Consider the following 22,263-nt stretch of genomic DNA (forward strand, 5'->3'; position numbering starts at 1 on the left):
ATCTGCCCGTTGATAACTTACTCCGTCATTCTGATCGGAGCTCAACTCTGTTTTCCCTTCGGCGGGGCTTGCATCGATCCTGACGCCTGGATGGGAATCCTCTAGGGGTATTGAATTGAAGACAGCGAAGCACAAGCCGGAAACACCGCAGCGTCTGAACATCGTCCTGATCAAGCCGTCGAAATACGACGACGAGGGGTTTGTCATCCGCCACTGGCGCGGCGTTCTGCCGAGCAACACGCTTGGCTGCCTGTACAGCCTGACGGAAGATGTCAAAAGGCGCAACGCGCTCGGTGCCGGAGTGGAGATCGACGTCGAGATCTACGACGAAACGGTGCAGAAGATTCCGGTCAACCGTATCATTCGTTCCCATCGTCCCGGGGCCCGCAAGACCGTCGTCGGCCTGGTGGGCGTGCAGTCGAACCAGTATCCTCGTGCGGCCGACCTCGCGCGGCGGTTTCGCCAGGGAGGCCTTCCGGTCATGATCGGCGGCTTCCATGTCAGCGGCACGATGGCGCTGTTCCCCGACGGGAGCCCTGAGATCCAGGAGTTGATCGATATCGGCGTCACTGTGGTCAAAGGCGAAGTTGAGGATGCCTGGGCGGATATTCTAGCTGATGCGCTTCATGACCGGCTCAAGCCCGTGTATGATTTCCTGGCGGACAAGCCCTCCCTGTGCAACCAGCCGGTGCCCAGGTTTTTGGGCAGCTATATGAAGAAGTTCGTCGCCCCGAAGTTCGGCACCATCGATTGCAGCCGGGGCTGCCCTTTCAATTGCAGCTTCTGCACGATCATCAACGTTCAGGGCCGGGACATGCGCGTGCGCTCGGCGCTGTCGCTGGAGCAGGCCATCCGTGAGAACTACCGCCTTCACGGCATCGATTATTACTTCTTTACGGACGACAATTTTGCGCGCAACAGCAACTGGCGCGAGATCTTCGAGATGTTGCTGCGGCTCCGGTCTGAAGGGATCAAGATCGAGTTCATGATGCAGGTCGACACGCAGTCCTATAAGATTCCCGATTTTGTAGGCCTGGCCGCCAGCGCCGGTTGTACGCAGGTCTTCATCGGCATGGAGAGCATCAATCCGAAGAACCTGAAGGCCAGCGGCAAGGGCCAGAATCGCGTCCAGGACTACAAGAACATGATCACCGACTGGCACAGAGCCAAGGTGAATACGCATGTGGCCTATATTATCGGGTTCCCGTTCGACACACCCGAATCGGTGCAGGAGGACATCGAAAGCCTGAAGAAGGAACTGAAGGTGCAGCAGGCGTCTTTCTTCATGCTCACGCCGATTCCCGGCTCGCGTGACCATGAGCACATGGTGCACACGGGGCAGTGGATGGATCCCGACCTCAACAAATACGACTCCTTCCACGAGACCATGCTTCACCGGAACTTCAAGCCTGGGGAGTGGTATGCAACGTATCGGAAGGCGTGGGAGAGTTTTTATTCCTTTGCATACATGCGCGAGGTGCTCGCCAACACGAGCGCGGATAACTATTGGAACATATTCCGCAACTTCATCTGGTACCGGAATTCCGCCTTCATCGAACACGGGCATCCCATGATCCACGGCTTCTTCCGTCTCAAGGATCGGAAGGAGCGCAGGCCCGGCTTCCCGATCGAATCGCGGTGGCGCCATTTTGTGTGCCGCTTCCACGAAGTGAAGAGCCTCATGCGGGCCTGGCTGCGGCTTTTGCTCGAGATGGAGGAATTGTGGCTCCAGACGCGCAAATGCAGTGATGCCGAGAGAAGACTCAGGGTCGAACTCGAGCGCATGCGCGGTGAGCTCAACCGCAGCCTGCACGCAGCCGAACTGCAGCTTGCGCACATGCGGGCGCGGATTCACGTTCCCGACCTTCAGGTGCCCTCACGCCTCACCCTGGCTTTCAGGCATTTGAACTTCAACGTGGCAAAACGGATCACCTACACGCGCACCGACCTGAATCAGTTCTGGAGGAAGACCCGCGAACGCTGGAGTCGGCGCCAGTTTTTGCGCATCTACCCGCACAGGGTTTTTATAAATATGCTGCGTGACGTTCAGCTGATGGTCCTGTTTGCCGCCGCCCTCATGCGCGGCGGGGGAAGTACCGGTGGGACCGACCTCCGCGCCTGGAGATAATCGACAGACACCGAAGCCTCGACGCAGAGGACGCGGAGAAAAGCACATTTCTTGTCTGCGTCCTCTGCGTTGGGCTCTTCCGATGCGACTAAATCGGCAGCGCGGCGATGGCTTCCATTTCGCACAGGAGGTCGGGGCGGCAGACGGCGGCATGGACCAGCGCGTTCGGCATGTCGTCGAGTCCCCGGTCACGGAGAATCCGGCGCAAGATCGGGGCATCGGCCGCGGTTTTGAGGTAGGTGACGGCCGAGACCACGTTCTGGAAAGAGGCCTTCTGCGCCGAGAGTAACGTCTCCACATTCAGCATCATGCGCTGCACCTGGGCTGCGAAATCGTCCACGTGCGCGGTGCGTCCCTCCTCATCCACGCTCGCGGTTCCCGAGATGTAGAGCGCGATTTTGTTTCCCTCCACGACCCTAAGCCCGCGCGAGAAGTCGGAGCCGTAAGTGCAGGCCTCGTTCAAGGTGGGCGTTGTCATGGCCGATGCGCCGGGAGGCCCGGGCGATTGGATGGCACAGAAGCTGAGCGTGAAGTCGGCCTTCTCCGGCAACGGTGATCCGTAAATGCCGGTGCTGGCCGGAAGCAGGATTACCTGCCGCTCCCGGAAGAACTCACGGCGCGCCCGGTTGAACTCCGCGTAATCGCGCTCCATTTCCCGCAGGTAGATCCAGGTGCGGACCACGTTCCGGAAACTCATCCCCTCCTTGGCGAGCACTTCGTCCGCCTGACAGAACATACTGTAAGCCTGGTCAAACGCATTGCCGGGGGCGCCGCAGATACTTCCGGCGTAGAGATATTTCTGCTCTCCCAGCGCGAAAGAGCGCCCCAGAGCAGGAGCGGAGAAACTGCGAGCCTCCAGCGATCCGCGCCGGGGGATGATGGCAACCGCGCTCATGATCAGGTCGACTTTGGCATCCAGGGGAGGCTGCTCGATGAAGGTGGAAGCCGGCAGGCGTTGAGGGTTGCCCGCAGCCGCATGAAAAATCCGCAGGCGCGCTGTTTGGAACGGATCGAAGTCCCTCTTGATATTACGGAACCACACGGTCTCATACACGACATGGTCGAGAGAACCTTTTTCACGGCGCAGCAGAGAATCCAGCGCCTGATACATCGACGCGGTTTGAAGAGCGGCATCCCCCGGGCGCTCGGGATCGGGCCGGCATTGGATGAAGATTTCGTCGGCTGCCGGGCCTGAAAACCGGCGACAGACGACGTTCGCGGTCTGGTTTCTCTGCTGTTGCATGAATCATGTCCTGTTGAATCAATTATCATCTCAGAGACCGCAGAGAAAAAGATAGAAAACTCTCTGCGGTTTCTGCAATCTCTGGGGTGATGTTCCGGCTGTTACATTTCCCGGCCGATTGCCTGCGCGACCGGCCGGAGATCGTTCATCATGGCGGCGAACTTATCCGGCCTCAGAGACTGATCGCCGTCGCTCAGGGCTTTGTCCGGGTCTGCGTGAACCTCGACGAGGAGGCCGTCGGCTCCGACGGCGACGGCGGCTCGGGCCAGCAGCGGCACCAGCCACCAGATCCCTGTGCCATGGCTGGGGTCGACGATGACCGGCAGGTGGCTCAGCTTCTTGAGAACGGGGACCGCGCTCAGGTCGAGCGTGTTCCTGGTCGAGGTTTCAAAAGTGCGGATGCCACGTTCGCACAGGACGATGCTGACGTTGCCGCCGCTGGCGACGTACTCGGCGGCGCATAGAAACTCCTCGATCGTGGCGCTCAGACCGCGTTTGAGCAGAACCGGCACGCGGAGCCGTCCGACTTCCTCGAGGAGTGTGTAGTTCTGCATGTTGCGCGAACCGATCTGGATCATGTCGGCGTGTGCGCAAACCGCCTCGAGATGACGCGCGTCCATGGCCTCGGTGACTACCGGAAGTCCGGTCTCGCGCCTGACATCGGCGAGTATGCGCAGACCCTCTTCTTTGAGGCCGCGAAAACTGTAGGGCGAGGTCCGCGGTTTGTAGGCTCCCCCGCGTAGGATTACCGCACCGGCTCCCTTGACTGCCCAGGCGGCCGCAAGGAGCTGGTCGGCGCTTTCGACCGAGCAGGGTCCGGCCATCATTACGACTTTGCGGCCGCCGATGGCTACGTCTCCGACATGGACAATGCTTCCGCCTGGTTTCTGCTCCAGCCCTACCAACCTGAGGTCGGGAATCGGTTTCAGCATCTCACTCCCGTAAACCATGCAGGCCCTGACCGGAAACGACAAGGCTCCGCACTTCACCGAGACTGGCGACTTTCAAACCACCCTTTGTAGCATGCGGCACCTGCATCGTCAACGCGAAATCATTGCCCATGAAAGCATTGCAGACGCTGCTACCGATAATAACCCGAACCGACCGGTTTTGTTGCGCCGATCAGCGCGGTTTCTCGCTGTTTTTTGAGATTTCATTGATGGCGGAGCGCAACCATGGGGTCTACTTTCGTGGCGCGGCGCGCAGGAATGTAGCTGGCCAGCCGCGCGACCGCCATGAGGAGGAGCGCCGTTCCGCCGATGGCTATCGGGTCGGCCGGGCTCACCTGATAGAATGCAGTGCGAAGACAGTAGCTTGCGCCGAGTGCGAGGGGCAGTCCGATGGCCGCGCCCAGGAGGGACAGGCGCAGGCCGTGCCGCAGAACCATGAGGAGCGCGTCGCTACGCTGCGCTCCGAGGGCCATGCGCAGGCCGATTTCGCGGGTGCGTTGGCTGACGGTGTAGGAGACGATGCCGTAGAGCCCGAACGATGCCAGGATCAAGCGGAACAGGCCGAAAGCGCCCATGGTGGAACGCGCCGCGTAAGGCTTACCTGTTTCACCCCGGGCAACGCCTGAACGCGCTCCTGCAAGGTCTGATAGAACGCGCGCGCATGGTTCCCGTCATACCCGTTGAAGCCCAGCACGAATTGCGCCAGCAGCATGTTTTTCTCAGCTGCGTCTGTTGCTGTGGAGGTGAGGATGCCACGCGGCCGGGAACAACAGGAGCAGAGCGCTTCCCAGGACCAGCAGCCACAGCAGCCAACCTTGAAACTCGAGGATGACGTTCCCCTGGCCGAGGAGGGAAAAGGAGGAGCGCGCGGCGGACAGAACTGCGGTCGAAAGGAAATAAGCCGCGTAGTTGTCACGCAGAAAATGGGCGACCAGCGCGGAGGCAAGCAGAATCAGCACCGCCGAGAAAACAGCTTCCAAGGCGGCTTCCGGCCAGCGCCTCGCAGTGAAGGGGAGAAAGCTGCCGAGGAGGCCCGCCAGAAGCAGCACGCGCAGCCAGAGTCGGCCGGCCGTGCGCGTCCACAGGTGCGCGCCGAACGCCAGCACCGCGCTGAACAGCAATGCGCTCAAGAAGGTGTCTCGCAAGCCGGAAACCAGCGGAATATAGGTGCCCAGGTCTGCAGGAGCGGCAAGCGGAGGGGCGAGCGCAAAACGACTAGCGTGGTACTGGACCAGGGTGGTGCACCACTGAAGGATCAAAAATGCGCCAATCGTGGCTGCGGCAGCGACAAAGGCATCGCGCCCCCACATCCTGCGGTTGTCCCGATGCAGGACCGCGGGTGCATCCGGACAGCAAGACATGATGATGGCGGCCGCCAGGGCGCCTGCGAGCCCGATTCCGATCAGCAGGAGCGCTCCCTCGACCAGCCCGGACAAAAGGAAGATCTGCGGTGACACCTGAGTGTCGTACCAGAACAGAAAAGCGGGGATCGAGTTGATCATGTTCAGCAGTTCGAAGAGCGCGGCGAGGAGGCCGATCTTTGCCGCCAGAGGCCACTGGATCGTGCCCCGCCGCGTGCCGCGCACCAAGCTCAATAGCGCCGCGGCGAACATTGCCGCCACAAAGATCCCACGCAGTGCCGTTGCTGCGATGGCATACAGACTGAATCGTTCACGCATCCGCAGCCAATCCTCAGGCACCTTGATAAAGTCCGTCCAGGAGCCGAGCTTGTCGCCCGCGACCCCTGCCTGGATACGCAGGCGGGATTCGCCCACGGCGCCCGGCGTCCCCGGCAATGCCTGCCACACCAGCGTGGTATCGCGGCGGCGCTCGAGCTTCTGGGTTCGCGTTTCCTGCAGCTCGAAGCGGGAGAGATCGTAGTGACGGCCTTCCAGAAACGAGGTGACGAACGCCACCGCCTTCTGCTGGGACAGGTCGGCTCCCGGCGCATCCTCCGGGAGTGCATGGTCGAACGCGATCACCCTGCCGTCGGAAGGATCGACATCGACCCGGAATTCCTCTTTCTGCAGAGGCTGATAAAAGCGCGTTTGCCAGGCCAATGCGACCGTCTGACCGCCGTAAATCCGGTTCAGACTGTCGATGCCGCCCGCAGTGTAGATGTACTGCACGGCAGAGGCATCGGTTCGGTTCCGGGGCTGAGTCGCCTGACGGTATTGGTCCACATCGAACCGCTGCTCGACGAGGAAGTGTCTCGCAGACTGCGCCGCCTGGGTGGAGGAAAGGCGGAATTCGGAGGATTGGCCTAGGCGGGGAGCGCGGAAGAAAAGCAGCGCCACCCCCAGGGCCAGCGTCGCCAGCGCAATCCAGATCGCGTGGCGGCGCAAGGGGATATAAGGGCGGATCACCTCAGCCGCGGCACGCTCCGATGCCTCCTCCGGCGGCCGGACGCTGCCTGCATGGGCATTGCTCACGTCGGCATCGGCACGGAACCGGCGCGTGAAAACGTAGGCACCGGCGGCGAGCAGCAGCGGCACAAGGTTGATTCCGGCCGTCAACGCTCCCGCCACAGTCAGATATGCGTTTCCCGAACGCAGGAGCAGGAATGCGGAGTAGAAAGCGTCGATGCTGTAATGCGCGATCAAGGGCGCCAGGATTCCGAAGCGGAGCATCGCCCAGCCGAGCACCAGGCCGACGAGGCCGACCTCAATGCCCCGAATATAGAAAGGCTGATTGGGATAGTTTGCGTGCCCGAAGCCCCAGATAAAAGCTGCAAGCGCGACGGCAAGCCACCTGCGGCGAAATAGCCCCTGCAGAAAGGGGATCGAGAAAGCGCGAAACATCCACTCTTCCGAGACTGCCGGGAAAAAGCCTCCCAGCAGCACGAATATCCACGGGAAGTGGGTGTTGAGGAGATTTGTATACGGCACCTCGGCCGGAGCCCAGGCACCCAGCTTGTTGGCCAAAAGGTAGAAACCGATCTCGAAGGCGAAAAAGAAGAAGGTGAGCGCGATGCCGGCCAATGACGCCCGGAAGAAATTGCGGGTCCGCAGCGCCCGCCAACTCAGGATGCTCGATATGGAGAGGTGGGAAGGGTACGACTGGCGATAGAGCGGCTCGATGCAGGCGGTCAGCATGGCGATGATACCGGCGAAGCCGAGAGCCTCTGCAGCAGCGGTGATAAGGGACAGGCCCAGGAAACCCCCATACGAATCGCTGGTGTCGAACCTGTATTCCGTGAGGGGAAACTCGTTCATGGATGCCAGGAACTGAAGGGCAAAGCAGATGGCGCCGAAGGTGACCGCCGTGGACCAGTGGACATCCCTGAGGCGTATCCGCCGTCCCAGGGTGACCAGCATGGCCACGGCCAGGAGAGCGGAAAAAACCAGATCCACCTGGCTCGCGCTTTCGTTGAGAGAACGCAGGCGGGCGTAGCCCCGTCTCCATTCCTCCGGGATTTTCAGATATTCCTTATAGCCGTCCACGCGATCGCCCTGGATCGTGACTGAAATCCGACAATTCGCGCCGTTATAATCTGCGCCCCTCACTTTCCACGTGAACACGTGGTCAGTCCGCGCGGTGCGCTTTTCGGTTTGACCGTCGAGGAACTCCAGCGAGTCCACGGGCCGGGCGGCTTCGAGGAACAGGAAAGACTCGGCCAACGCGCGGGCGGCGTCGGTGGGCAGATCTGCGCCGGGAGCATCCTCAGCCACTACATGGAAGAAGGAAGCGATCTCACCTCTGGTGGTAACCTCCACCCTGATTTCTTCCTTCTGTAGAGGGCGGAACCAGCGATGGCCCCACCGCCAGAGCTTGATCTCGCCGGCCATCACGACATTGGCTCTTTTCAGCCCGAGCTTGCGCTCCAGGAACACCTTGGCCTCATCGTCGTACACAAAAGCCGAGGCGTGGCGGTACCCTTCCAGGGGGATTCCCTGTGCCGCGAGGAATTTTTGCGCGGGCGGCTCGGACGAGTCCCTGTCCACGTTGAATTGGATCGATGCTTCGGGGAAGGCCCGGTAGAAATAGCGGATGCCCACAACCAGGCTCGCGGCGGAGACGAGCAGGCACAGCAGGATGAGACGATAATCCTTGGCACGCAAGGTGTCAGGCATGGTCCCTCCGCGTCAGTCTTGCGAGCTCTTCCAGCGCTTGAACAGCCCGTGGGGAATGGAAAGGAGGTCCAGGGCTTTTCCCACGGAGTGATTGATGATGTCGTCGATGGTCTGCGGATGATGATAGAAGGCCGGGATGGGCGGCAGGATGATCGCGCCTGCCTCCGTTGCCAGCACCATATTGCGCAGGTGGCCCAAGTGGAGCGGAGTCTCGCGCACCAGAAGGATCAATCTGCGCCGTTCCTTGAGGTGAACATCTGCGGCGCGCGTAAGCAGGTTGCCGGCGACCGAGTGCGCGATCTCGGCGAGGCTGCGCATACTGCACGGTGCAATGATCATGCCGTCGGTGGTGAAGGAGCCGCTGGATATGCCGGCAGCCAGATCGTGGTTCTGATGGACCACATCTCCCAGCTTCAAGACCTGTTCGGGGGACCATCCGGTTTCCAGGAGAATGGTCTGGCTCGCAGCCTCCGTCAGGATCAGGTGGATTTCGATGTTGCCGGCGGCGCGCAGCGCCTCGAGCGTGCGGATGCCGTAAATGGGACCGCTTGAACCGGAGATGCCGACGACGATTCTTCGGGTTTGTCCGGACATGCAAGACCTGCCTGGAAGCTCCACCTATACCACAACCGGCAGGCTGGAGACGAACCAAAAGACTCAGTCGCGAATGGTACCGATTACACTATAGCCAGTGTCCGGCAGGGCTATTTCATATGGCCGATCCGCGACGGCTGTGCGGCCATGCCGGCCGGTGTATTCCGCGACAGGTCCCTTTATTTGTCCGAAGTCCGAATGGCGCGTTCTGCGGCGAGCGACTTGTCCCTGGGAGTGCTGAGATAACCTCCGGCCGTGTCTTTTTGAATCCAGTTGACCACCAGTTCGTATCGGAGATGGTTCTTTCCCACAAGGAACTGAAGCGGTTCGTTGACGTTGCGATCCATCTTTTCGATCCGGTTGTCGTCGACCATGATGTCGATGCTGAACTTGCCCTTTTTGGGATCGGTCTTTCTCAGGGCCACGCGGATGTCTTCAACCTTGGTGATCTCGTTCTTCTTGGGAATGGTGAACTCGAAGTAGTCCCGTTCCCCTTTGCGGCGGAGCGCGTCCAGTTCGGAGGAATTTTTCGCCACGGCCGCGGTGAGGGTTTCGCGCACATCTATGAGCTGACGCTGCGTTCCTTCCAGTTCTTTCCTGGTGTTGGCCAGATCGGTCTTGACCGTTCCGACATCGGTTTTTACGGTACCTACGTCGCTCTTTACCCCGCCGACTTCGGAGCTGACCTGGCCGATCTTGGAATCCGCCTCGCTCTTGACCGCTTGCAGTTCGGCGGCATCTGCCTTGGAAGACAGGGCCTGGTTCAGCTCGGCCTTGGTCTTTTGGCCCTCGAGCTGAATCTGTTGGGCTGTTTTCTTAATCTCCGCTTTCGTGGAACCTACGGCTGCCTTTGTCTGGGAGATTTCGCCTTTGAGAGTCGAGATCCTGGCTTCGCCTGTCTTGTCCAAAATGCGGATCTGTTCGGCGATCTGTGCCAGCTCGGCACGGTTGGCCTGTTGAAATCGGTAGCTGTCGTAAAGCAGGAAGCCTACGGCGATCAGCAGTACGAAAAGCAGAGCGGTCTTGATCCCCTCGGGAATCAAAGGTGGGTTCTTTTTTGACCCATAAGGCGGCGCATCACTCATAGCGTACCTCCAGAATCATTCCAATGATCCGGCCGGAAGGTGCCATGGTCCAACTTCCTGGCCGGCTTCAAGTTAATATGATAGGCCGTAGGGAGCCTAAGTTCAATGGGACCCAACTGAAGGCGGCTCATTTCCTCCCATGTTGATAGGGGCTATCCCCCGTTGGCTTTAAAAGCGCCTGTTCTGGTAAACTTCTCGGCAGAGCAGCCCTCAGAGTTGCGTGAATTTTTCTGCCGTTTGGGAAGTCTTTGCAGTTTGATTTTGATGATGCTGCGGAGGTGGGGATGAAAGATGCATGGCTGACATCTCTTCGTGGACCTGTCCTGTCGTTAATGAGGCTTGTCCTGGGATTTACCTTCATGGCGCATGGGCTCCAAAAAACGCTGGGTTTGCTGGGTGGGAAGCCGGTCCCGCCTCTGAGTTTGGCGGGAGTAGCCGGCTACATCGAGCTGGCTGGGGGCATTCTGATCATGCTCGGCCTTTTTACCCGGCCTGTGGCGTTTGTGCTGTCGGGCCACATGGCGGTCGCGTATTTCATGCAGCACGCGCCCCAGGGTTTCTGGCCGATCATGAATCACGGTGAGCTGGCGGTGGTATACTGCTTCGTCTTTCTCTATCTGGCTTTCGGTGGCGGCGGGCCCTGGAGCCTGGACAGAGTCTTCCGCAAGGGTGGAAAGAGTTGACCGGAGCCCTGAACATTCTTCTGATCCGCCCCAAGTCTGTGTACGCCGACGTGGTGGCCGGCATCCCCATCGGACTGGCGCTTCTGGGGGCGATTGCCGAGGGTAAAGGACACCGGGTCCGTATCCTGGACGTCGGTTTGGAAGGGAATCCCGAGGAATCCCTGAATCAGGCTTTCGCATCCCAGCGTTATGATGTCGCCGGTCTGAGTTGCATGTCGGTCGAGTTTTTAGGCGGCCTGGAAACCGCGCAGGCCATCCGGCGGCTCTCGCCCGCGACGCACATCATTTTCGGAGGGCAACATCCCACCATCATGCCGGAGGTGGCGATGAAGGCGGATTGCCTGGACTCAATCTGCCTGGGAGAGGGAGAGGACGTCTGGTCTGACTTTCTCGAACGGATGTCTGCGCGGCAGGAACTGGAGGGCGTGAAGGGGCTCTGGTTTCGACGCAATGGGGAAGTGGTGCGCAACCCGAGGCGCGACAGCTATGTAGATATCGATGGCGTACCGATGCCGGCCTACCATCTGCTCGACATCGAGCGCTATTTCGACATCGATTTCGTGCGTTTCCCCACCGTCGACAGGCGTGCGATTCAGATCTTTACCAGCCGGGGCTGTCCTTACCGGTGCATTTATTGTCACGACCTGTTCGGTAAGAAGTTTCGCGGGCGGCAGCCGGAACTGGTCTGGGAAGAGATCAAGTTCCTGTTCGACAAGTACGGCATCCGCGAGTTCATGATTGAGGATGACATCTTCAACATGGACCTCGAGAGGGCCAAGCGCATCTGCGACCTGGTGATTGCAGCCGGCCTCAAGCTCGGATTTCAGTTCGGCAACGGCGTGCGCCTGGAGCGCTTTGATGAGGAGTTGATGAGGAAACTGGCTCAGGCGGGTACCCATCACATGGCTATTGCCATTGAATCCGCCAACGACCGCATTCAGAAACTGATCCGCAAGAACCTGAAGCTCGCCCGGCTCAACGACGTGCTTGGCTGGGCACGCCGCTACAGTATTGAAACATTAGGATTTTTTATGATCGGATTCCCTGGCGAGACGGTGGCGGAAATCAACCAGACGATCCAGTACGCCTGCAAGTCCCATTTTGACGAGGCCCTGTTTTCGATCGCGACCCCCTATGCCGGCACCGAGCTGAACGAGCTGGTGCGGGCCACGGGATCCTTTGAAGGGGGCAATGATGTTCATGACGAGTGGGAGGGTGTGGTCAAGGTCAAGTCCGAGGAGTGGGACCACAGGAAGCTGAGGCAGCTGCAAAGGAAAGCCTACTTCATGTTCTTTCTGACGCGTTGGCGCTTCGCCCGCATCCTTGCCAAAATGAGAAGCCCGAAGATGTTCCGCCGCTATTGGGCGGCTTTTGCCCGCAATTTCGTACCCTTTTTCCAGTCACAGCGCTCCCGCGTCAACTGAGACCACCTCATTAACATTTCCCAACGTTGAAATTGACTTTCCGGCGGATAGAAAATATGATAGGGCCGTGTTTGTGCATCCTGTAGCCGGATTCTTCGGGTGACGGCCGCCAGAGAGACACATGGCGGCTTTTTCATTTGGAGGGTCATGGAGAGGACACGCAATTGCTGTGAAAAGAAAAGCTAAGGAGTAGGGTTCCCATGGAAAAGGAAATTGGGAAAGTAAAGTGGTTCAATAATGCCAAGGGATATGGCTTCATTGAGAGAGCGTCAGGTGGTGATGTTTTTGTCCATCATTCCGCCATCCAAATGAATGGCTTTCGGACTTTGACAGAAGGAGATGCGGTGTCCTTTAACGTGACCCGCGGTCCCAAGGGTCTCCAGGCCGAAAACGTAACCAAAGCCGAATAAAAGAAGTCAACAAGGTACATTCCGATGCCCCTCCCGCCGAATAACGTGGAGGGGCATTTTTTTGAGCCAACCGGGCGACTGGGTGCCCCCGGCAAATTCGGTGCCTCACTCGAACGAAGGGAGAGCCCGTTTCCTGTCCTTTTATGCGAGTTTGATTTCCCACCGACAGAACCGACGGTCCAAAATCAGCGCTGGCGGATGCCGTCACGCGGGCTGAAGACCGGATCCGGATTGAAGTAGTAACCTTTCCGGTAAATGAGCCGGGTCGATGGCTGCAGGTACTCGACGGTGATCCGGTGGAAGGAATTGCGGGTCTTGGGCTGGGGCGATTCCGAGATGTAGGTGAGGTAATACTGGTTCCTCAGCTCCAGCGCAACTTGTTTGTAGACATCTCTGATCTGGTTGTAGCTGGCTGGGAAATAGCAGCGGCCGCCGGTTTTTTCGGCCAGGTCGGTCATCTGCGCTTCCTTCTTCGCGAAGAACTCGTCGATATAGTTGGCATCTTTGAAAAGCCGCTGATAAATATCATTGAGGATCACAACCCGCCGTTGTGTGCGGGCGGCTTCGCGCACCATCATCGTCTTCGAGATGATGTAAAGGGATGCCTGGGATTGAACAATGGCCCTCACCGCGTCCTGATACCCCACCAGGCTTTGGTTGTTGAGGAAATCGGTCAACAGGATGATGGCTTTGCGTCCCTCGATGTTTTTGAGTTGGTCCTGTGCAGCCTCCAACATGCCGTCGTAGAGGGCGGTGCGCAGCCCGAGCTGGACTTTATTCAATGATTTGCGGACCTGTTTGGTGTCCTCCGACCAGTTCATTACCAGCTGTACTTCATCGGCAAACGTGATGACCGATATCCGATCCCCCTTGGCAAGCGCATCGGCAAAGCCTTCGGCTGCCTCCTTGATCTGCTTCCACTCCTTCTCGACCGTGCCGCTGGAGTCGAGCAGCAGAACGATCGAAACCGGGTTTGTGTCCAGGCCCAAGCTGTTGATCTGCTGCGGCTCGCCGTCTTCATAGATCCGGAAGTCGCCGCGGCGCATGTCCAGGATCGGTGCGCCGTCTTCCCCAAAGACGGTGATAGGGATTTTTACGAGGTCGGTGGATATCGAAAAAGTGGGAATGCCCTGCCTGGCCTGTGCATGAAGGTAGACAGCGACGGCAAAACAGCTTGCCAGGAGGAATATCAGTAGTCTGCTCATCCTGGCGCTGCTCAACATCTCAGCCCACCCATTCTTCATGTTATTCTATCACAGCGCATCGGCGAATACATGCAGTCGCGGCCTGACTTCTTGGAAGCCAAGCCATAACAACAATTTAAGTGCTGCCACTATCAGCGCACGGCGCCCTCCCCCAGCGCGATGCGCCGGTGGGGGCAGATCCAGGGACCTGCGATGCCTGCCGATCCCATATTACGCGCCATGCACTCCGGACGGCAATGAATTTTGGCCTCCCGTAGTAAGCGGTGCCACCTGACCTGCACAAGTTCCCATGATTTCATACCAGTATCCTCCGCTTGGGCCGCTTTTTTTTGACAGCAAAGGACTTTGTGGAGTTAAATAGAGAAGGCAGCCCTGGATTATGCCCGCCGGTTGTTGGTTTTGTTTACCTGAAGCTATCTTCTGTGAACCTTTCCGGGCTCCGCTACGTATCTGATGATGAGATTGAAAAGCAGTGCCATGAGGAAACAGCCAAGGACAAAATGCCCGGGAGGCATGCTATGAACCGCCGCAAGTTTGTTGTTACATCCACCATTTCGATGTTGGCGATCACCATTGCCGTTGTCGGTCTGGCTTACTATTCGGATTTTGCCGCCAGGGCCTTCCACCAGAATCTGCCCGAGGCCATCAACTATCTCCCTGCCGATACCCAAGCGGTGTTCGGGATGAACGTGCAGAAATTCATTGCCTCGCCCGTCTACAGCCAGATCATGGAGAAGCACAGCCAGGAGATCGGCACAAATCTTGCAGAGTTCATTGACAAGACCGGCGTGGATCCACGCCGGGATCTCGACTATATCATCGGTGCAGGGAGAGCATCGCAACAGAAAGGCGCCGGCGTTATCATCGCCGTGGGGAGGTTCAATCCGGATCAGATCACTGCTTTCATCAATAGCCAGGCTATCATCAATAACCACACAACCCCGATCAAGCTTGATTACAACGGCGCTACCGTGCTGATGATTCCCGAGACCAGCGCAAACGGGGCGAAGCTCGAGAAGGGAATTGCTTTCCTCAACAACTCGCAGATAGTGCTCGGGGACCTGGAATCGATCCACGCCGTCCTCGATGCATACAAACGGGGGCCTGTGGCCGGCAGCAACGCTAACATCTCGGCCATGGTGGCGAACCTGGATCCGAAAGAGATGTTCTGGTTCGCCGGTGATGCCACGGTTCTGGCGAAAGTGCCGCCAAATACTCCGTTCCTGCCGTCTCTGTCCGCGATTCAGAACGTTTTTGGAACGCTGGACTTGACCACTACCATCAACGGCAGAGTCACGGTGACTGCGAGAGACGCGACGGCGGCAGGCCAGCTGGCCGATTTCGCGCGTGGACTTGTTGCCTTGGGGAACCTGGCAGGCAGCCAGAATCCGGATCTGGCTGCGTTGGTTGCAGGGGTGCACATCGTTCAGAATACACAGAATGCGAACCGGTTCGATATCACTCTCACCGTTCCGATCGATTTGCTGCAGAAACTTGAAGCCACGAAGTCTCAGATAAAGGCCCAGATGAAGTAGATTCGGGGGCTGCATCCGGAGCCGGAGAGTCATACCGCCAAGACCTCCAGGAGATCAAAGGAACAGGCTGAGCCCTTTGATCTCCTGGAGGTCTTCGTGTTTTAGCCTGAGTTACTCATGGAGCAGAACCGCACGCCCGTGAAAAGCAACAAAATTGGACGCAGATAAACGCAGGCAGGAGCTTTTGCCATCCTGTTTGCCCGGCAAAAGCTCCTGCACGCCGATCAAGACCGAACGGTCGGCGCGGGTCAGCGTCTTTCCGCGTCCAAAACTGCATTTTGGTCGCACATTCATGAACAATCAGGACTAGAGCTTTGTCTCTTCAACGGTTTTCCGGACAGAGGCCACGGTTTTCTGGAGCATGGCCTTCTCGTCTTCGGCGAGCTTGATCTCGAAGATCTTTTCCAGACCCTTGGCGCTGATCAGGCAGGGGACGCCGAGGAACAGGCCCTGAATGCCGTATTCGCCTTCGCACAGGGCTGCGCAGGCCAGGACCCGCCGCTTGTCGCGGAGGAACGACTCGGCCATGCTGATGGCGCTCCAGGCCGGGCTGAAGTAAGCCGAGCCTTTGCCGAAGAGCTTCACGATCTCGGTGCCGGCCTCGCGGGTGCGGGTGACGAGGCGGTCTATTTGCTCTTTGGTTGCGATCTCGGTCAAGGGCACGCCGCCCACGGTTGTCAACCGGGGCAGGGGAACCATGTCAGGTCCATGACCGCCGAGAACCGTGCCGGCGACGTCAGCCACGGACACGCCCAGTTCCATGCCGATGAAGGCGCGCCATCGCGCGGTGTCGAGCGTCCCGGCCATGCCGACGATCTGGTGTTTGGCGAAGCCGGTCAGCTTGTAAAATGCGTAGACCATAGCGTCGAGAGGATTGGTCAGGACGATGCAGAAAGCCTTGGGCGCATGCTTCTTTACCCCGGCGGCCACATCCGAGATGATCTTGAGGTTGACGGCGAGCAGATCTTCCCGGGTCATTCCGGCCTCGCGCGCCTTCCCGGCAGTTACGATGATAACGTCCGCACCGACGATGTCCTGATAATCGGTAGTGGCGGTGATATTGGCATCATAGTTGCCGTGCGGCGCCATCTCCATCAGGTCGAGAGCCTTGCCCTTGACCACGTTGACATAACTGGGAACGTCGACGACGACGATGTCGCCGAGCTCTTTCTGGGAGGCAAGCATGGCCACACCCTGGCCGATCTGGCCGCCGCCGACGACTACAATCTTTTTGCGCATGGAGACTCCTTTCATTAAAGAGCCTCCCGGCTTTTTGCCGGGATGCCCGGATTATGTTGCTCGGGGCACCGTCGCAGGCTTCAGCCCTTGACGTAGCTCTCCCAAGTAGATGCAAGTTTCGGATGGTTCAGCCACTCTAAGACGTAGTCCGTGAAGGCACGGCCTGTAGCGCCTCCCGAACGGCCCGTGATGACGAGTTTCTTCTCATATTGCCCGCAGACGTCGAGTGCCATCTCCAGGTTCTTTGCCTTCTGTGGGAAGCCAATATGGCCAAGCAGCATTGCCGCCGCCCGGGTCATCGAGGCCGGGTCGGCGAATTGGGCACGGCCCTCCTTGACCATGCGGGGAGCCGAGCCGTGGATGGCCTCAAACATGGCATAGCGCTTGCCGATATTGGCGCTGCCGGCTGTACCCACACCACCCTGAAATTCTGCGGCCTCATCTGTAAGGATGTCTCCGTAAAGGTTGGGCAGAACCAGGACCTGGAAATCGCGGCGCCGTTTCTCGTCGACCAGCTTGGCCGTCATAATGTCGATGTACCAGTCGTCGACCTGGATGCCGGGATATTCTTTGGCGATGCGGTAGAAGTTGTCCAGAAAACGCCCGTCCGTGGTCTTCACGATGTTGGCCTTGGTAACGCAGGTAACCCTGCTCCGGCCGTTCTTCTTGGCGTGCTCGAAGGCGAGCCGGCAGATCCGGTCGGAACCGGGATTGGAGATCAGCCGGAAATCGATGGCGATGTCAGCGTCGACTTCGATCCCGCAGGGGCCAAGTGCGTAGAGATCCTCTGTGTTTTCGCGGAAGAAGATCCAGTCGATGCCCTGTCGGGGGACTCGGACCGGCCTGACGTTGGCAAAGAGGTCGAGTTCCTTTCGCACCGCCACGTTGCAGCTCTCGATATTCGGCCAGGGATCGCCTTTCCGCGGGGTGGTCGTCGGACCCTTGAGGGTGACGTCGTATTTTTTGATCTCGGCCAGGACATCGTCGGGAATGGCCTTGCCGTGGGCGGCGCGGTTTTCGATGGTCAGGCCTTCAATATCGTGGATTGTTACCTTCCCGGTCTTGACCTCGTCTTTGAGCAGCTGCTGCAAGACCCGCTTGGATTCGGCGGCGATGAACGGACCGATGCCGTCACCGGCCAGAATACCGATCTTGATCGGTTTGAGTGCGCCGTAATCAACCCAGTCCGGAGCGGACTTCACCTGCTGAATCCGCTTCATTTGATCCTGGAGAAGCTTGCCGAAATGTTCCTTTGCCCGTTCTATGGCCTGATGATCCATGTTGTACCCTCCCGGGGACAAAACTTCGGGATTCACCATATTCGTTTTTGGCAGCGAATTCAATCTTAAAGCAATCCCGAAATACGTGATCGGATGATGCACGAGCAGCCGCTGAGGACACGGCCCGCCGGTCTCTTCGATCTCCGCGAACTCTGTTGATCTTTTGCTTTTCTTGCCTGAATGGCAAGGACCTGCAGGTAAGTAGTACGATGAACCAGAAAAGAGTCCGCGTCCATCGTCCCCTTCGTGGCCGCTCTGTCTGCTAGACGGTTCTTGCGGGAGCGGGCGGGATGTTGGGCAACGGCTTCCCCTCGCCGGGGCCGTGGAGTTTGGAGCACGGTTTCCTCCGCCGGCCCAAATGGAGATAATCCAGGACCAGCCGGCGTTTGAGGTGCTGGATGGCCTTGCCTGGATCGACTCCCTTGGGACATGCGCGGGAACATTCACCCGCATAATGACAACGGAAAGCGCCATGCGCGCTGCCGGTCTCTTCAGAGCGCTGCCTCCCGCCGTTGTCACGCGTATCTGCGTTGTAACGCTGAGCCGATGTCAGGGGCATGGGCCCCAGATAGTGGACGTCCGTGGCCAGGGTGGGGCAGGCGGCCATGCAGCAGCCGCATTTGATGCAATAGGTAAACTGGAGATAGGCCTCGAGTTCCTCCGGTGACTGGTAGAACTCGCCCTCGGGGGTGTTGATTTCAGCCTCGTCCTGCCGAACGATGTGGGGCTTGATCGACACGTGCTTGTCGAGCATGGGAGTGAGGTCGGGAACCAGGTCGCGAATGATCTTGAAGTTGGGCAGGGGACCGACGGTGAGATCCGTGCTTGCGATGTGGAGGATCTGGGTATTGCATGCCAGCGTGGGCCGCCCGTTGAGGAGCATTCCGCACGAGCCGCAAACGCCCATGCGGCAGGAATAGCGCCAGGAGAGGGAGGTGTCCAAATTCTCCTTTATATAGTGCAGGCCGTCCAGCACCGTCATGCCCTCGCGCACGGGCACCTTGTAGATTCTCACATGAAGCGAGCGGTCCCGCTCGGGATTATAACGGGTCACGTGAAAGTTCACTTCGCGTGCGATTTTGCTGCCGTCTGCCATGGTTACCCCCTTGCTCCTGCAATGACGTGTACCGCGATCGCTGCCCAGGTTCCCAGGGCGAACAACCCCAGACCCAGAACCAGCAGAACGACACTGAGGGCCTTCTCGGCTGCAGGCTTAAGGGTCAGCTCGAACACGATGGTTCTCAGACCATACAGGCCATGATAGAGAGCCACTCCAAGGAGAATGATGTAGGTCACGGTGAAGAAGAGGGCCCCATCGCGGTACAGGCTGTTCGCTTTCGAAATGGCGGGTTGGCTGGGATTCTGAACGAAAAGGTGCGTGATCCCGCCCAGGTGCATGATGAGCATGTGAATCCCGAGCAGGAAGAGGATCACCACTCCTGCTGCCATGTGCCAGGTCCAATATTTTGTCTCGCGCATCGCTCCTCCTACTTTCCCAGTCCCAAGAATTCATAGCCGCCCGCTGCCAGAAGAATCGCCGCCAGTATCATCATGAAAATGAGCAGAGGCCGCTGGACGTTCAGCGACGTCTTGTAGGGGTAGACGGGCTCGATGGGCCTACCGACGGCGAAACCGAGTTCCACCAGCACCAGCCGGATGCCATTGAATGCGTGGTATGCGAAGGCCGCAAAGACGAGGAATTCACCGAACTTGAAAATGGGCTTGTCGAGATAAGCGCCCTCGACCCACAGGTAATTGCCGGTGGCGCGCAGGCTGGTCACCACGGTATGCATCAGGAAGTAGAGCAGAATACCCAGGCCGGTGATGCGGTGCAAAATGTAGGCGTATCGTTCCACACCCCAACGCCCACCGCCGAGCCATCCCCAAAGCCCGAGCCGGTTGTCGTGCCTCTTGATTTCGGCCATTCCGGCCTCCTCCAGTTTGTCTGAGCCGGGCAGCGCAAGTTCCGGCCTTCCGCTGCCCGGCGATTAATCGATTCTGTCCAGGTCGCAAACCCAACTGCTCAGAAGCGACGAGCAAGGCTTCCGGGCGCAAAGAGTGCCGCCCTTTCAGGGCTCACTTTTCTCCTGCTCTCACCCCGGCCTCACGGCCGGGGCTACTCTCTGGCGCCCCTTTGGGGCTTGGATGTTCCATGGTCGTCACTATATTTCTTGATCATCAATAGGCGCTCATCTGAAACAGTCACTCGTCTATTCTGACTCCTGTCTTTCAGTACTTGCGTTCCACCGGTTTCCACATGGTGATCGCCACGGGCTTGTATTGCAGCCGGGGCTTGCCACCGGTGTAATACATCATGGAGTGGGATAGAAACTTGTCGTCGTCGCGTTTGGCGAAATCCGTGCGGGAATGAGCCCCGCGCGATTCCTCGCGCGCCAGTCCCGCGAACAGCAGCACCTCGGCCAACTCGAGCATGTTCTCCGTTTCCAGCGTCTGGATGAGGTTGGAGTTGTAAATGCGGCTCTTGTCCTGGACCGAGATGTTTTCAAAGCGCTTCTTCAGCTCCGCGATCTTGCCCAGGCCTTCTCTCATGGACTCGCCCGTGCGGTAGACACCGGCGTGCTTGTCCATCAGGGTCCGCAGCTCACGCCGGATCAGGGCAGGATTTTCTTTCCCGGCTCTTCTCAGCAGGCCCTCGAAAATGCGCTTTTCCTCCGCCTGGGCCTTGGATTCCGGCATGTCGCTCAATGCGGCGCCCTGACCAAGATATTTGGCGATTTCGCCGCCCGTAATGCCGCCCCACACAAGACACTCAGCGGTGGAATTGCATCCCAACCTGTTGGCGCCATGCATGGAATGACATGCGACCTCCCCCGCGGCCCAGATGTTCTCCACCTTGGTGCGGCCGTTGATGTCGGCTTCGATGCCACCCATGGAATAGTGAGCCACGGGCCGGATCGGAATGGGGGTAGTAATCGGATCGATTCCGAGGAACTTCATGCACACCTCGCGAATCAGCGGCAGGCGCTTGTTGATCCGCTCGGCGCCGAGATGGGTCATGTCGAGCTGGATGTAGTCCAGCCCCTCGGGTCCCGGGAAGCCGCGGCCCTCGAGAATCTCCGTCATCTCCGAGCGGGAAACGATGTCGCGCGGGGCCAGCTCCATCATCTTGGGCGCATACTTCTCCATGAATCGTTCGCCCTTGTTGTTGCGCAGGTAGCCCCCCTCGCCGCGGCAGCCTTCGGTCATCAGGATCCCCGAGGGGACGAGCCCGGTCGGGTGGAACTGCAGGAACTCCGGATCTTCCAGCGCCAGGCCGGCACGATAGCCTATGGCCTGACCGTCGCCGGTAACGGTTTGGGAGTAGGTGGTGAATCCGTACAGGTTCCCCAGGCCTCCGGAGGCGAACAGAAGCGCCTTGCCGCGCACCACGAAGAACTGGCCCGACGGCGCATCGTAGAGCGTAAGACCCGCAAACCTGCCGTTTTCCACGATGAGGGACGTGACGAAACACTCATCGTAGCGTTTGAAGTTTTTGTACCGCATCAGGTTGTCGTAAAGCGCCTGAACTTCCATGAAGCCCGTCTTGTCGGCTGCCATGCAGGCGCGGGGAAAGGAGTGGCCCCCAAATGGCCGCTGCATGATGCGGCCATCGTCGCGGCGCGACCAAGGGACTCCCCAATGCTCCAGCAGGCGGATCTCATTCGGCGAAGTCTTCACAAATCGATCGACCGTGTCCTGGTCTGCCAGGAAATCCGCCCCTTTGACCGTATCCCAGGCGTGAAGTTCGAGGCTGTCGCCTTCCTCAGGGCGCATCACCGCCGCCGTGCCTCCTTCTGCACACACGGAATGGGCGCGCATGATCTGAACCTTGGACACGATGCCGATGTCTGCTTTGCCCCCGGTTTTAATGCAGATCTCCACGGCGGCGCGCAGCCCGGCGAGCCCGGTACCCAGGATCACGACATCATGAGATATCTGTTGCATTCTTTATGTGCTCCTTGACGAATCCCCGAGTGAGGGTCCTGAATGAAATGCAGGCATTTCTCCTGAATCTCCCGGGTCTTCCGGTCGATCCTGCGCATGGTATGGGATGCCTAGCGCGGTCAAATGCGCTGTCAGAAGGCGCAGAATATTCCCGTTTCCCCCGCCCTGTCAATCGACAAAAAATCGCAACAGGATCTCAACGCAGTGGGTGCAGAGGACGCAGAAAGGCCTCTGATCTTCCTGCGTCGTCCGCGCTCACTGCGTTGGGGCTTTGAGACGTGCGCTACCGCAAATTGTTTCGTTGAAATCGGGCGGTGGTTCCGAATAGGCTTTAGCTCAGTCCGCCAGGTCTAAGCCCACCGCCTTTCAGGCGGTCAGCTTTCAGCTCAAATATAATAGAATGGGGGCATGGTCGAATACAGGCACAGCGCGCACGCGGTCTACGACATCAAGTATCACGTGATTTGGA

19 protein-coding genes are annotated in these 22,263 nt (G+C 58.8%); 5 read left to right on the plus strand and 14 right to left on the minus strand.

Going from position 1 to position 22,263, the window contains the following annotated elements:
- Positions 1–115: 115 nt before the first annotated feature.
- Complete coding sequence (locus LAP85_23960) at positions 116–2,128, plus strand: radical SAM protein (protein ID MBZ5499465.1); 2,013 nt, start codon at positions 116–118, stop codon at positions 2,126–2,128.
- A gap of 88 nt (positions 2,129–2,216) precedes the next feature.
- Here the strand turns inward: LAP85_23960 and LAP85_23965 are convergent, their stop codons facing one another.
- The 7 genes from LAP85_23965 to LAP85_23995 all read right to left on the minus strand — a co-directional run bounded on the left by LAP85_23965 (position 2,217) and on the right by LAP85_23995 (position 10,073).
- Positions 2,217–3,371 carry a hypothetical protein gene (locus tag LAP85_23965; GenBank protein ID MBZ5499466.1) on the minus strand — a complete coding sequence of 385 codons (1,155 nt, stop codon included), beginning with the start codon at positions 3,369–3,371 and terminating at the stop codon, positions 2,217–2,219.
- 101 nt (positions 3,372–3,472) lie between these two features.
- Positions 3,473–4,321 (minus strand): 3-deoxy-7-phosphoheptulonate synthase, encoded by an 849-nt coding sequence (gene aroF, locus LAP85_23970; protein ID MBZ5499467.1) that lies wholly within the window; start codon positions 4,319–4,321, stop codon positions 3,473–3,475.
- Between the two features lie 203 nt (positions 4,322–4,524).
- Positions 4,525–4,896: an FtsX-like permease family protein gene (locus tag LAP85_23975; GenBank protein MBZ5499468.1), complete on the minus strand. Its 372-nt coding sequence runs from the start codon at positions 4,894–4,896 to the stop codon at positions 4,525–4,527.
- Positions 4,869–5,033: a hypothetical protein gene (locus LAP85_23980; protein ID MBZ5499469.1), complete on the minus strand. Its 165-nt coding sequence runs from the start codon at positions 5,031–5,033 to the stop codon at positions 4,869–4,871. The genes LAP85_23975 and LAP85_23980 overlap by 28 nt, the downstream gene beginning before the upstream one ends.
- Positions 5,034–5,040: 7 nt before the next feature.
- Complete coding sequence (locus LAP85_23985) at positions 5,041–8,394, minus strand: CPBP family intramembrane metalloprotease (GenBank protein MBZ5499470.1); 3,354 nt, start codon at positions 8,392–8,394, stop codon at positions 5,041–5,043.
- A 12-nt stretch (positions 8,395–8,406) separates the two neighbouring features.
- The gene (locus LAP85_23990; GenBank protein ID MBZ5499471.1) at positions 8,407–8,988 is read right to left on the minus strand and encodes a UbiX family flavin prenyltransferase; all 582 of its coding nucleotides are present in this window, start codon (positions 8,986–8,988) and stop codon (positions 8,407–8,409) included.
- 179 nt (positions 8,989–9,167) lie between these two features.
- The gene (locus LAP85_23995; GenBank protein MBZ5499472.1) at positions 9,168–10,073 is read right to left on the minus strand and encodes a hypothetical protein; all 906 of its coding nucleotides are present in this window, start codon (positions 10,071–10,073) and stop codon (positions 9,168–9,170) included.
- Positions 10,074–10,357: 284 nt separating this feature from the next.
- Here LAP85_23995 and LAP85_24000 point away from each other — a divergent pair, with 284 nt between their 5' ends.
- From LAP85_24000 to LAP85_24010, 3 genes are all read left to right on the plus strand, one after another.
- Positions 10,358–10,756, plus strand: a complete 399-nt coding sequence (locus tag LAP85_24000) for a DoxX family protein (GenBank protein ID MBZ5499473.1) — start codon at positions 10,358–10,360, stop codon at positions 10,754–10,756.
- A complete protein-coding gene (locus LAP85_24005; GenBank protein MBZ5499474.1) occupies positions 10,753–12,180 on the plus strand; it encodes a B12-binding domain-containing radical SAM protein in 1,428 nt (475 codons plus the stop codon). The genes LAP85_24000 and LAP85_24005 overlap by 4 nt, the downstream gene beginning before the upstream one ends.
- Before the next feature lie 200 nt (positions 12,181–12,380).
- On the plus strand, positions 12,381–12,590 hold the full coding sequence (locus LAP85_24010; GenBank protein MBZ5499475.1) for a cold shock domain-containing protein: 210 nt from the start codon (positions 12,381–12,383) through the stop codon (positions 12,588–12,590).
- A gap of 185 nt (positions 12,591–12,775) precedes the next feature.
- On the opposite strand, the gene LAP85_24015 is transcribed toward LAP85_24010, so the two are convergent.
- A complete protein-coding gene (locus LAP85_24015) occupies positions 12,776–13,795 on the minus strand; it encodes a VWA domain-containing protein (protein MBZ5499476.1) in 1,020 nt (339 codons plus the stop codon).
- 518 nt (positions 13,796–14,313) lie between these two features.
- On the opposite strand from LAP85_24015, the gene LAP85_24020 reads away from it, so the two are divergent.
- Positions 14,314–15,330 carry a hypothetical protein gene (locus LAP85_24020; protein ID MBZ5499477.1) on the plus strand — a complete coding sequence of 339 codons (1,017 nt, stop codon included), beginning with the start codon at positions 14,314–14,316 and terminating at the stop codon, positions 15,328–15,330.
- Positions 15,331–15,636: 306 nt separating this feature from the next.
- On the opposite strand, the gene mdh is transcribed toward LAP85_24020, so the two are convergent.
- The 6 genes from mdh to LAP85_24050 all read right to left on the minus strand — a co-directional run bounded on the left by mdh (position 15,637) and on the right by LAP85_24050 (position 21,794).
- Positions 15,637–16,584, minus strand: a complete 948-nt coding sequence (mdh, locus tag LAP85_24025) for a malate dehydrogenase (protein MBZ5499478.1) — start codon at positions 16,582–16,584, stop codon at positions 15,637–15,639.
- Positions 16,585–16,649: 65 nt separating this feature from the next.
- Entirely contained in the window at positions 16,650–17,849 is a 1,200-nt protein-coding gene (locus tag LAP85_24030) for an isocitrate/isopropylmalate dehydrogenase family protein (GenBank protein ID MBZ5499479.1), read from the minus strand.
- A 262-nt stretch (positions 17,850–18,111) separates the two neighbouring features.
- Entirely contained in the window at positions 18,112–18,945 is an 834-nt protein-coding gene (locus LAP85_24035; protein MBZ5499480.1) for a succinate dehydrogenase iron-sulfur subunit, read from the minus strand.
- Between the two features lie 2 nt (positions 18,946–18,947).
- Entirely contained in the window at positions 18,948–19,328 is a 381-nt protein-coding gene (locus tag LAP85_24040; GenBank protein MBZ5499481.1) for a hypothetical protein, read from the minus strand.
- Positions 19,329–19,336: 8 nt separating this feature from the next.
- Positions 19,337–19,774 carry a hypothetical protein gene (locus tag LAP85_24045; protein MBZ5499482.1) on the minus strand — a complete coding sequence of 146 codons (438 nt, stop codon included), beginning with the start codon at positions 19,772–19,774 and terminating at the stop codon, positions 19,337–19,339.
- Between the two features lie 304 nt (positions 19,775–20,078).
- Complete coding sequence (locus tag LAP85_24050; protein ID MBZ5499483.1) at positions 20,079–21,794, minus strand: succinate dehydrogenase/fumarate reductase flavoprotein subunit; 1,716 nt, start codon at positions 21,792–21,794, stop codon at positions 20,079–20,081.
- Positions 21,795–22,263: the final 469 nt, after the last annotated feature.

This window comes from Terriglobia bacterium, assembly GCA_020072565.1.
Classification (GTDB): Bacteria; Acidobacteriota; UBA6911; order UBA6911; family UBA6911; genus JAFNAG01.

Excerpts from the sequence above, each read along its gene's own strand:
- LAP85_24020 (MBZ5499477.1), top strand. The coding sequence starts at position 14,314 with ATGAACCGCCGCAAGTTTGTTGTTACATCCACCATTTCGATGTTGGCG.
- LAP85_24015 (MBZ5499476.1), bottom strand. The coding sequence starts at position 13,795 with ATGAGCAGACTACTGATATTCCTCCTGGCAAGCTGTTTTGCCGTCGCT.
- LAP85_24045 (MBZ5499482.1), bottom strand. The coding sequence starts at position 19,774 with ATGGCCGAAATCAAGAGGCACGACAACCGGCTCGGGCTTTGGGGATGG.
- mdh (MBZ5499478.1), bottom strand. The coding sequence starts at position 16,584 with ATGAAAGGAGTCTCCATGCGCAAAAAGATTGTAGTCGTCGGCGGCGGC.
- aroF (MBZ5499467.1), bottom strand. The coding sequence starts at position 4,321 with ATGGTTTACGGGAGTGAGATGCTGAAACCGATTCCCGACCTCAGGTTG.
- LAP85_23980 (MBZ5499469.1), bottom strand. The coding sequence starts at position 5,033 with ATGCTGCTGGCGCAATTCGTGCTGGGCTTCAACGGGTATGACGGGAAC.
- LAP85_24035 (MBZ5499480.1), bottom strand. The coding sequence starts at position 18,945 with ATGGCAGACGGCAGCAAAATCGCACGCGAAGTGAACTTTCACGTGACC.
- LAP85_23985 (MBZ5499470.1), bottom strand. The coding sequence starts at position 8,394 with ATGCCTGACACCTTGCGTGCCAAGGATTATCGTCTCATCCTGCTGTGC.
- LAP85_23990 (MBZ5499471.1), bottom strand. The coding sequence starts at position 8,988 with ATGTCCGGACAAACCCGAAGAATCGTCGTCGGCATCTCCGGTTCAAGC.
- LAP85_24040 (MBZ5499481.1), bottom strand. The coding sequence starts at position 19,328 with ATGCGCGAGACAAAATATTGGACCTGGCACATGGCAGCAGGAGTGGTG.
- LAP85_24010 (MBZ5499475.1), top strand. The coding sequence starts at position 12,381 with ATGGAAAAGGAAATTGGGAAAGTAAAGTGGTTCAATAATGCCAAGGGA.
- LAP85_24050 (MBZ5499483.1), bottom strand. The coding sequence starts at position 21,794 with ATGCAACAGATATCTCATGATGTCGTGATCCTGGGTACCGGGCTCGCC.
- LAP85_24000 (MBZ5499473.1), top strand. The coding sequence starts at position 10,358 with ATGAAAGATGCATGGCTGACATCTCTTCGTGGACCTGTCCTGTCGTTA.
- LAP85_23975 (MBZ5499468.1), bottom strand. The coding sequence starts at position 4,896 with ATGGGCGCTTTCGGCCTGTTCCGCTTGATCCTGGCATCGTTCGGGCTC.
- LAP85_23965 (MBZ5499466.1), bottom strand. The coding sequence starts at position 3,371 with ATGCAACAGCAGAGAAACCAGACCGCGAACGTCGTCTGTCGCCGGTTT.
- LAP85_24030 (MBZ5499479.1), bottom strand. The coding sequence starts at position 17,849 with ATGGATCATCAGGCCATAGAACGGGCAAAGGAACATTTCGGCAAGCTT.
- LAP85_23995 (MBZ5499472.1), bottom strand. The coding sequence starts at position 10,073 with ATGAGTGATGCGCCGCCTTATGGGTCAAAAAAGAACCCACCTTTGATT.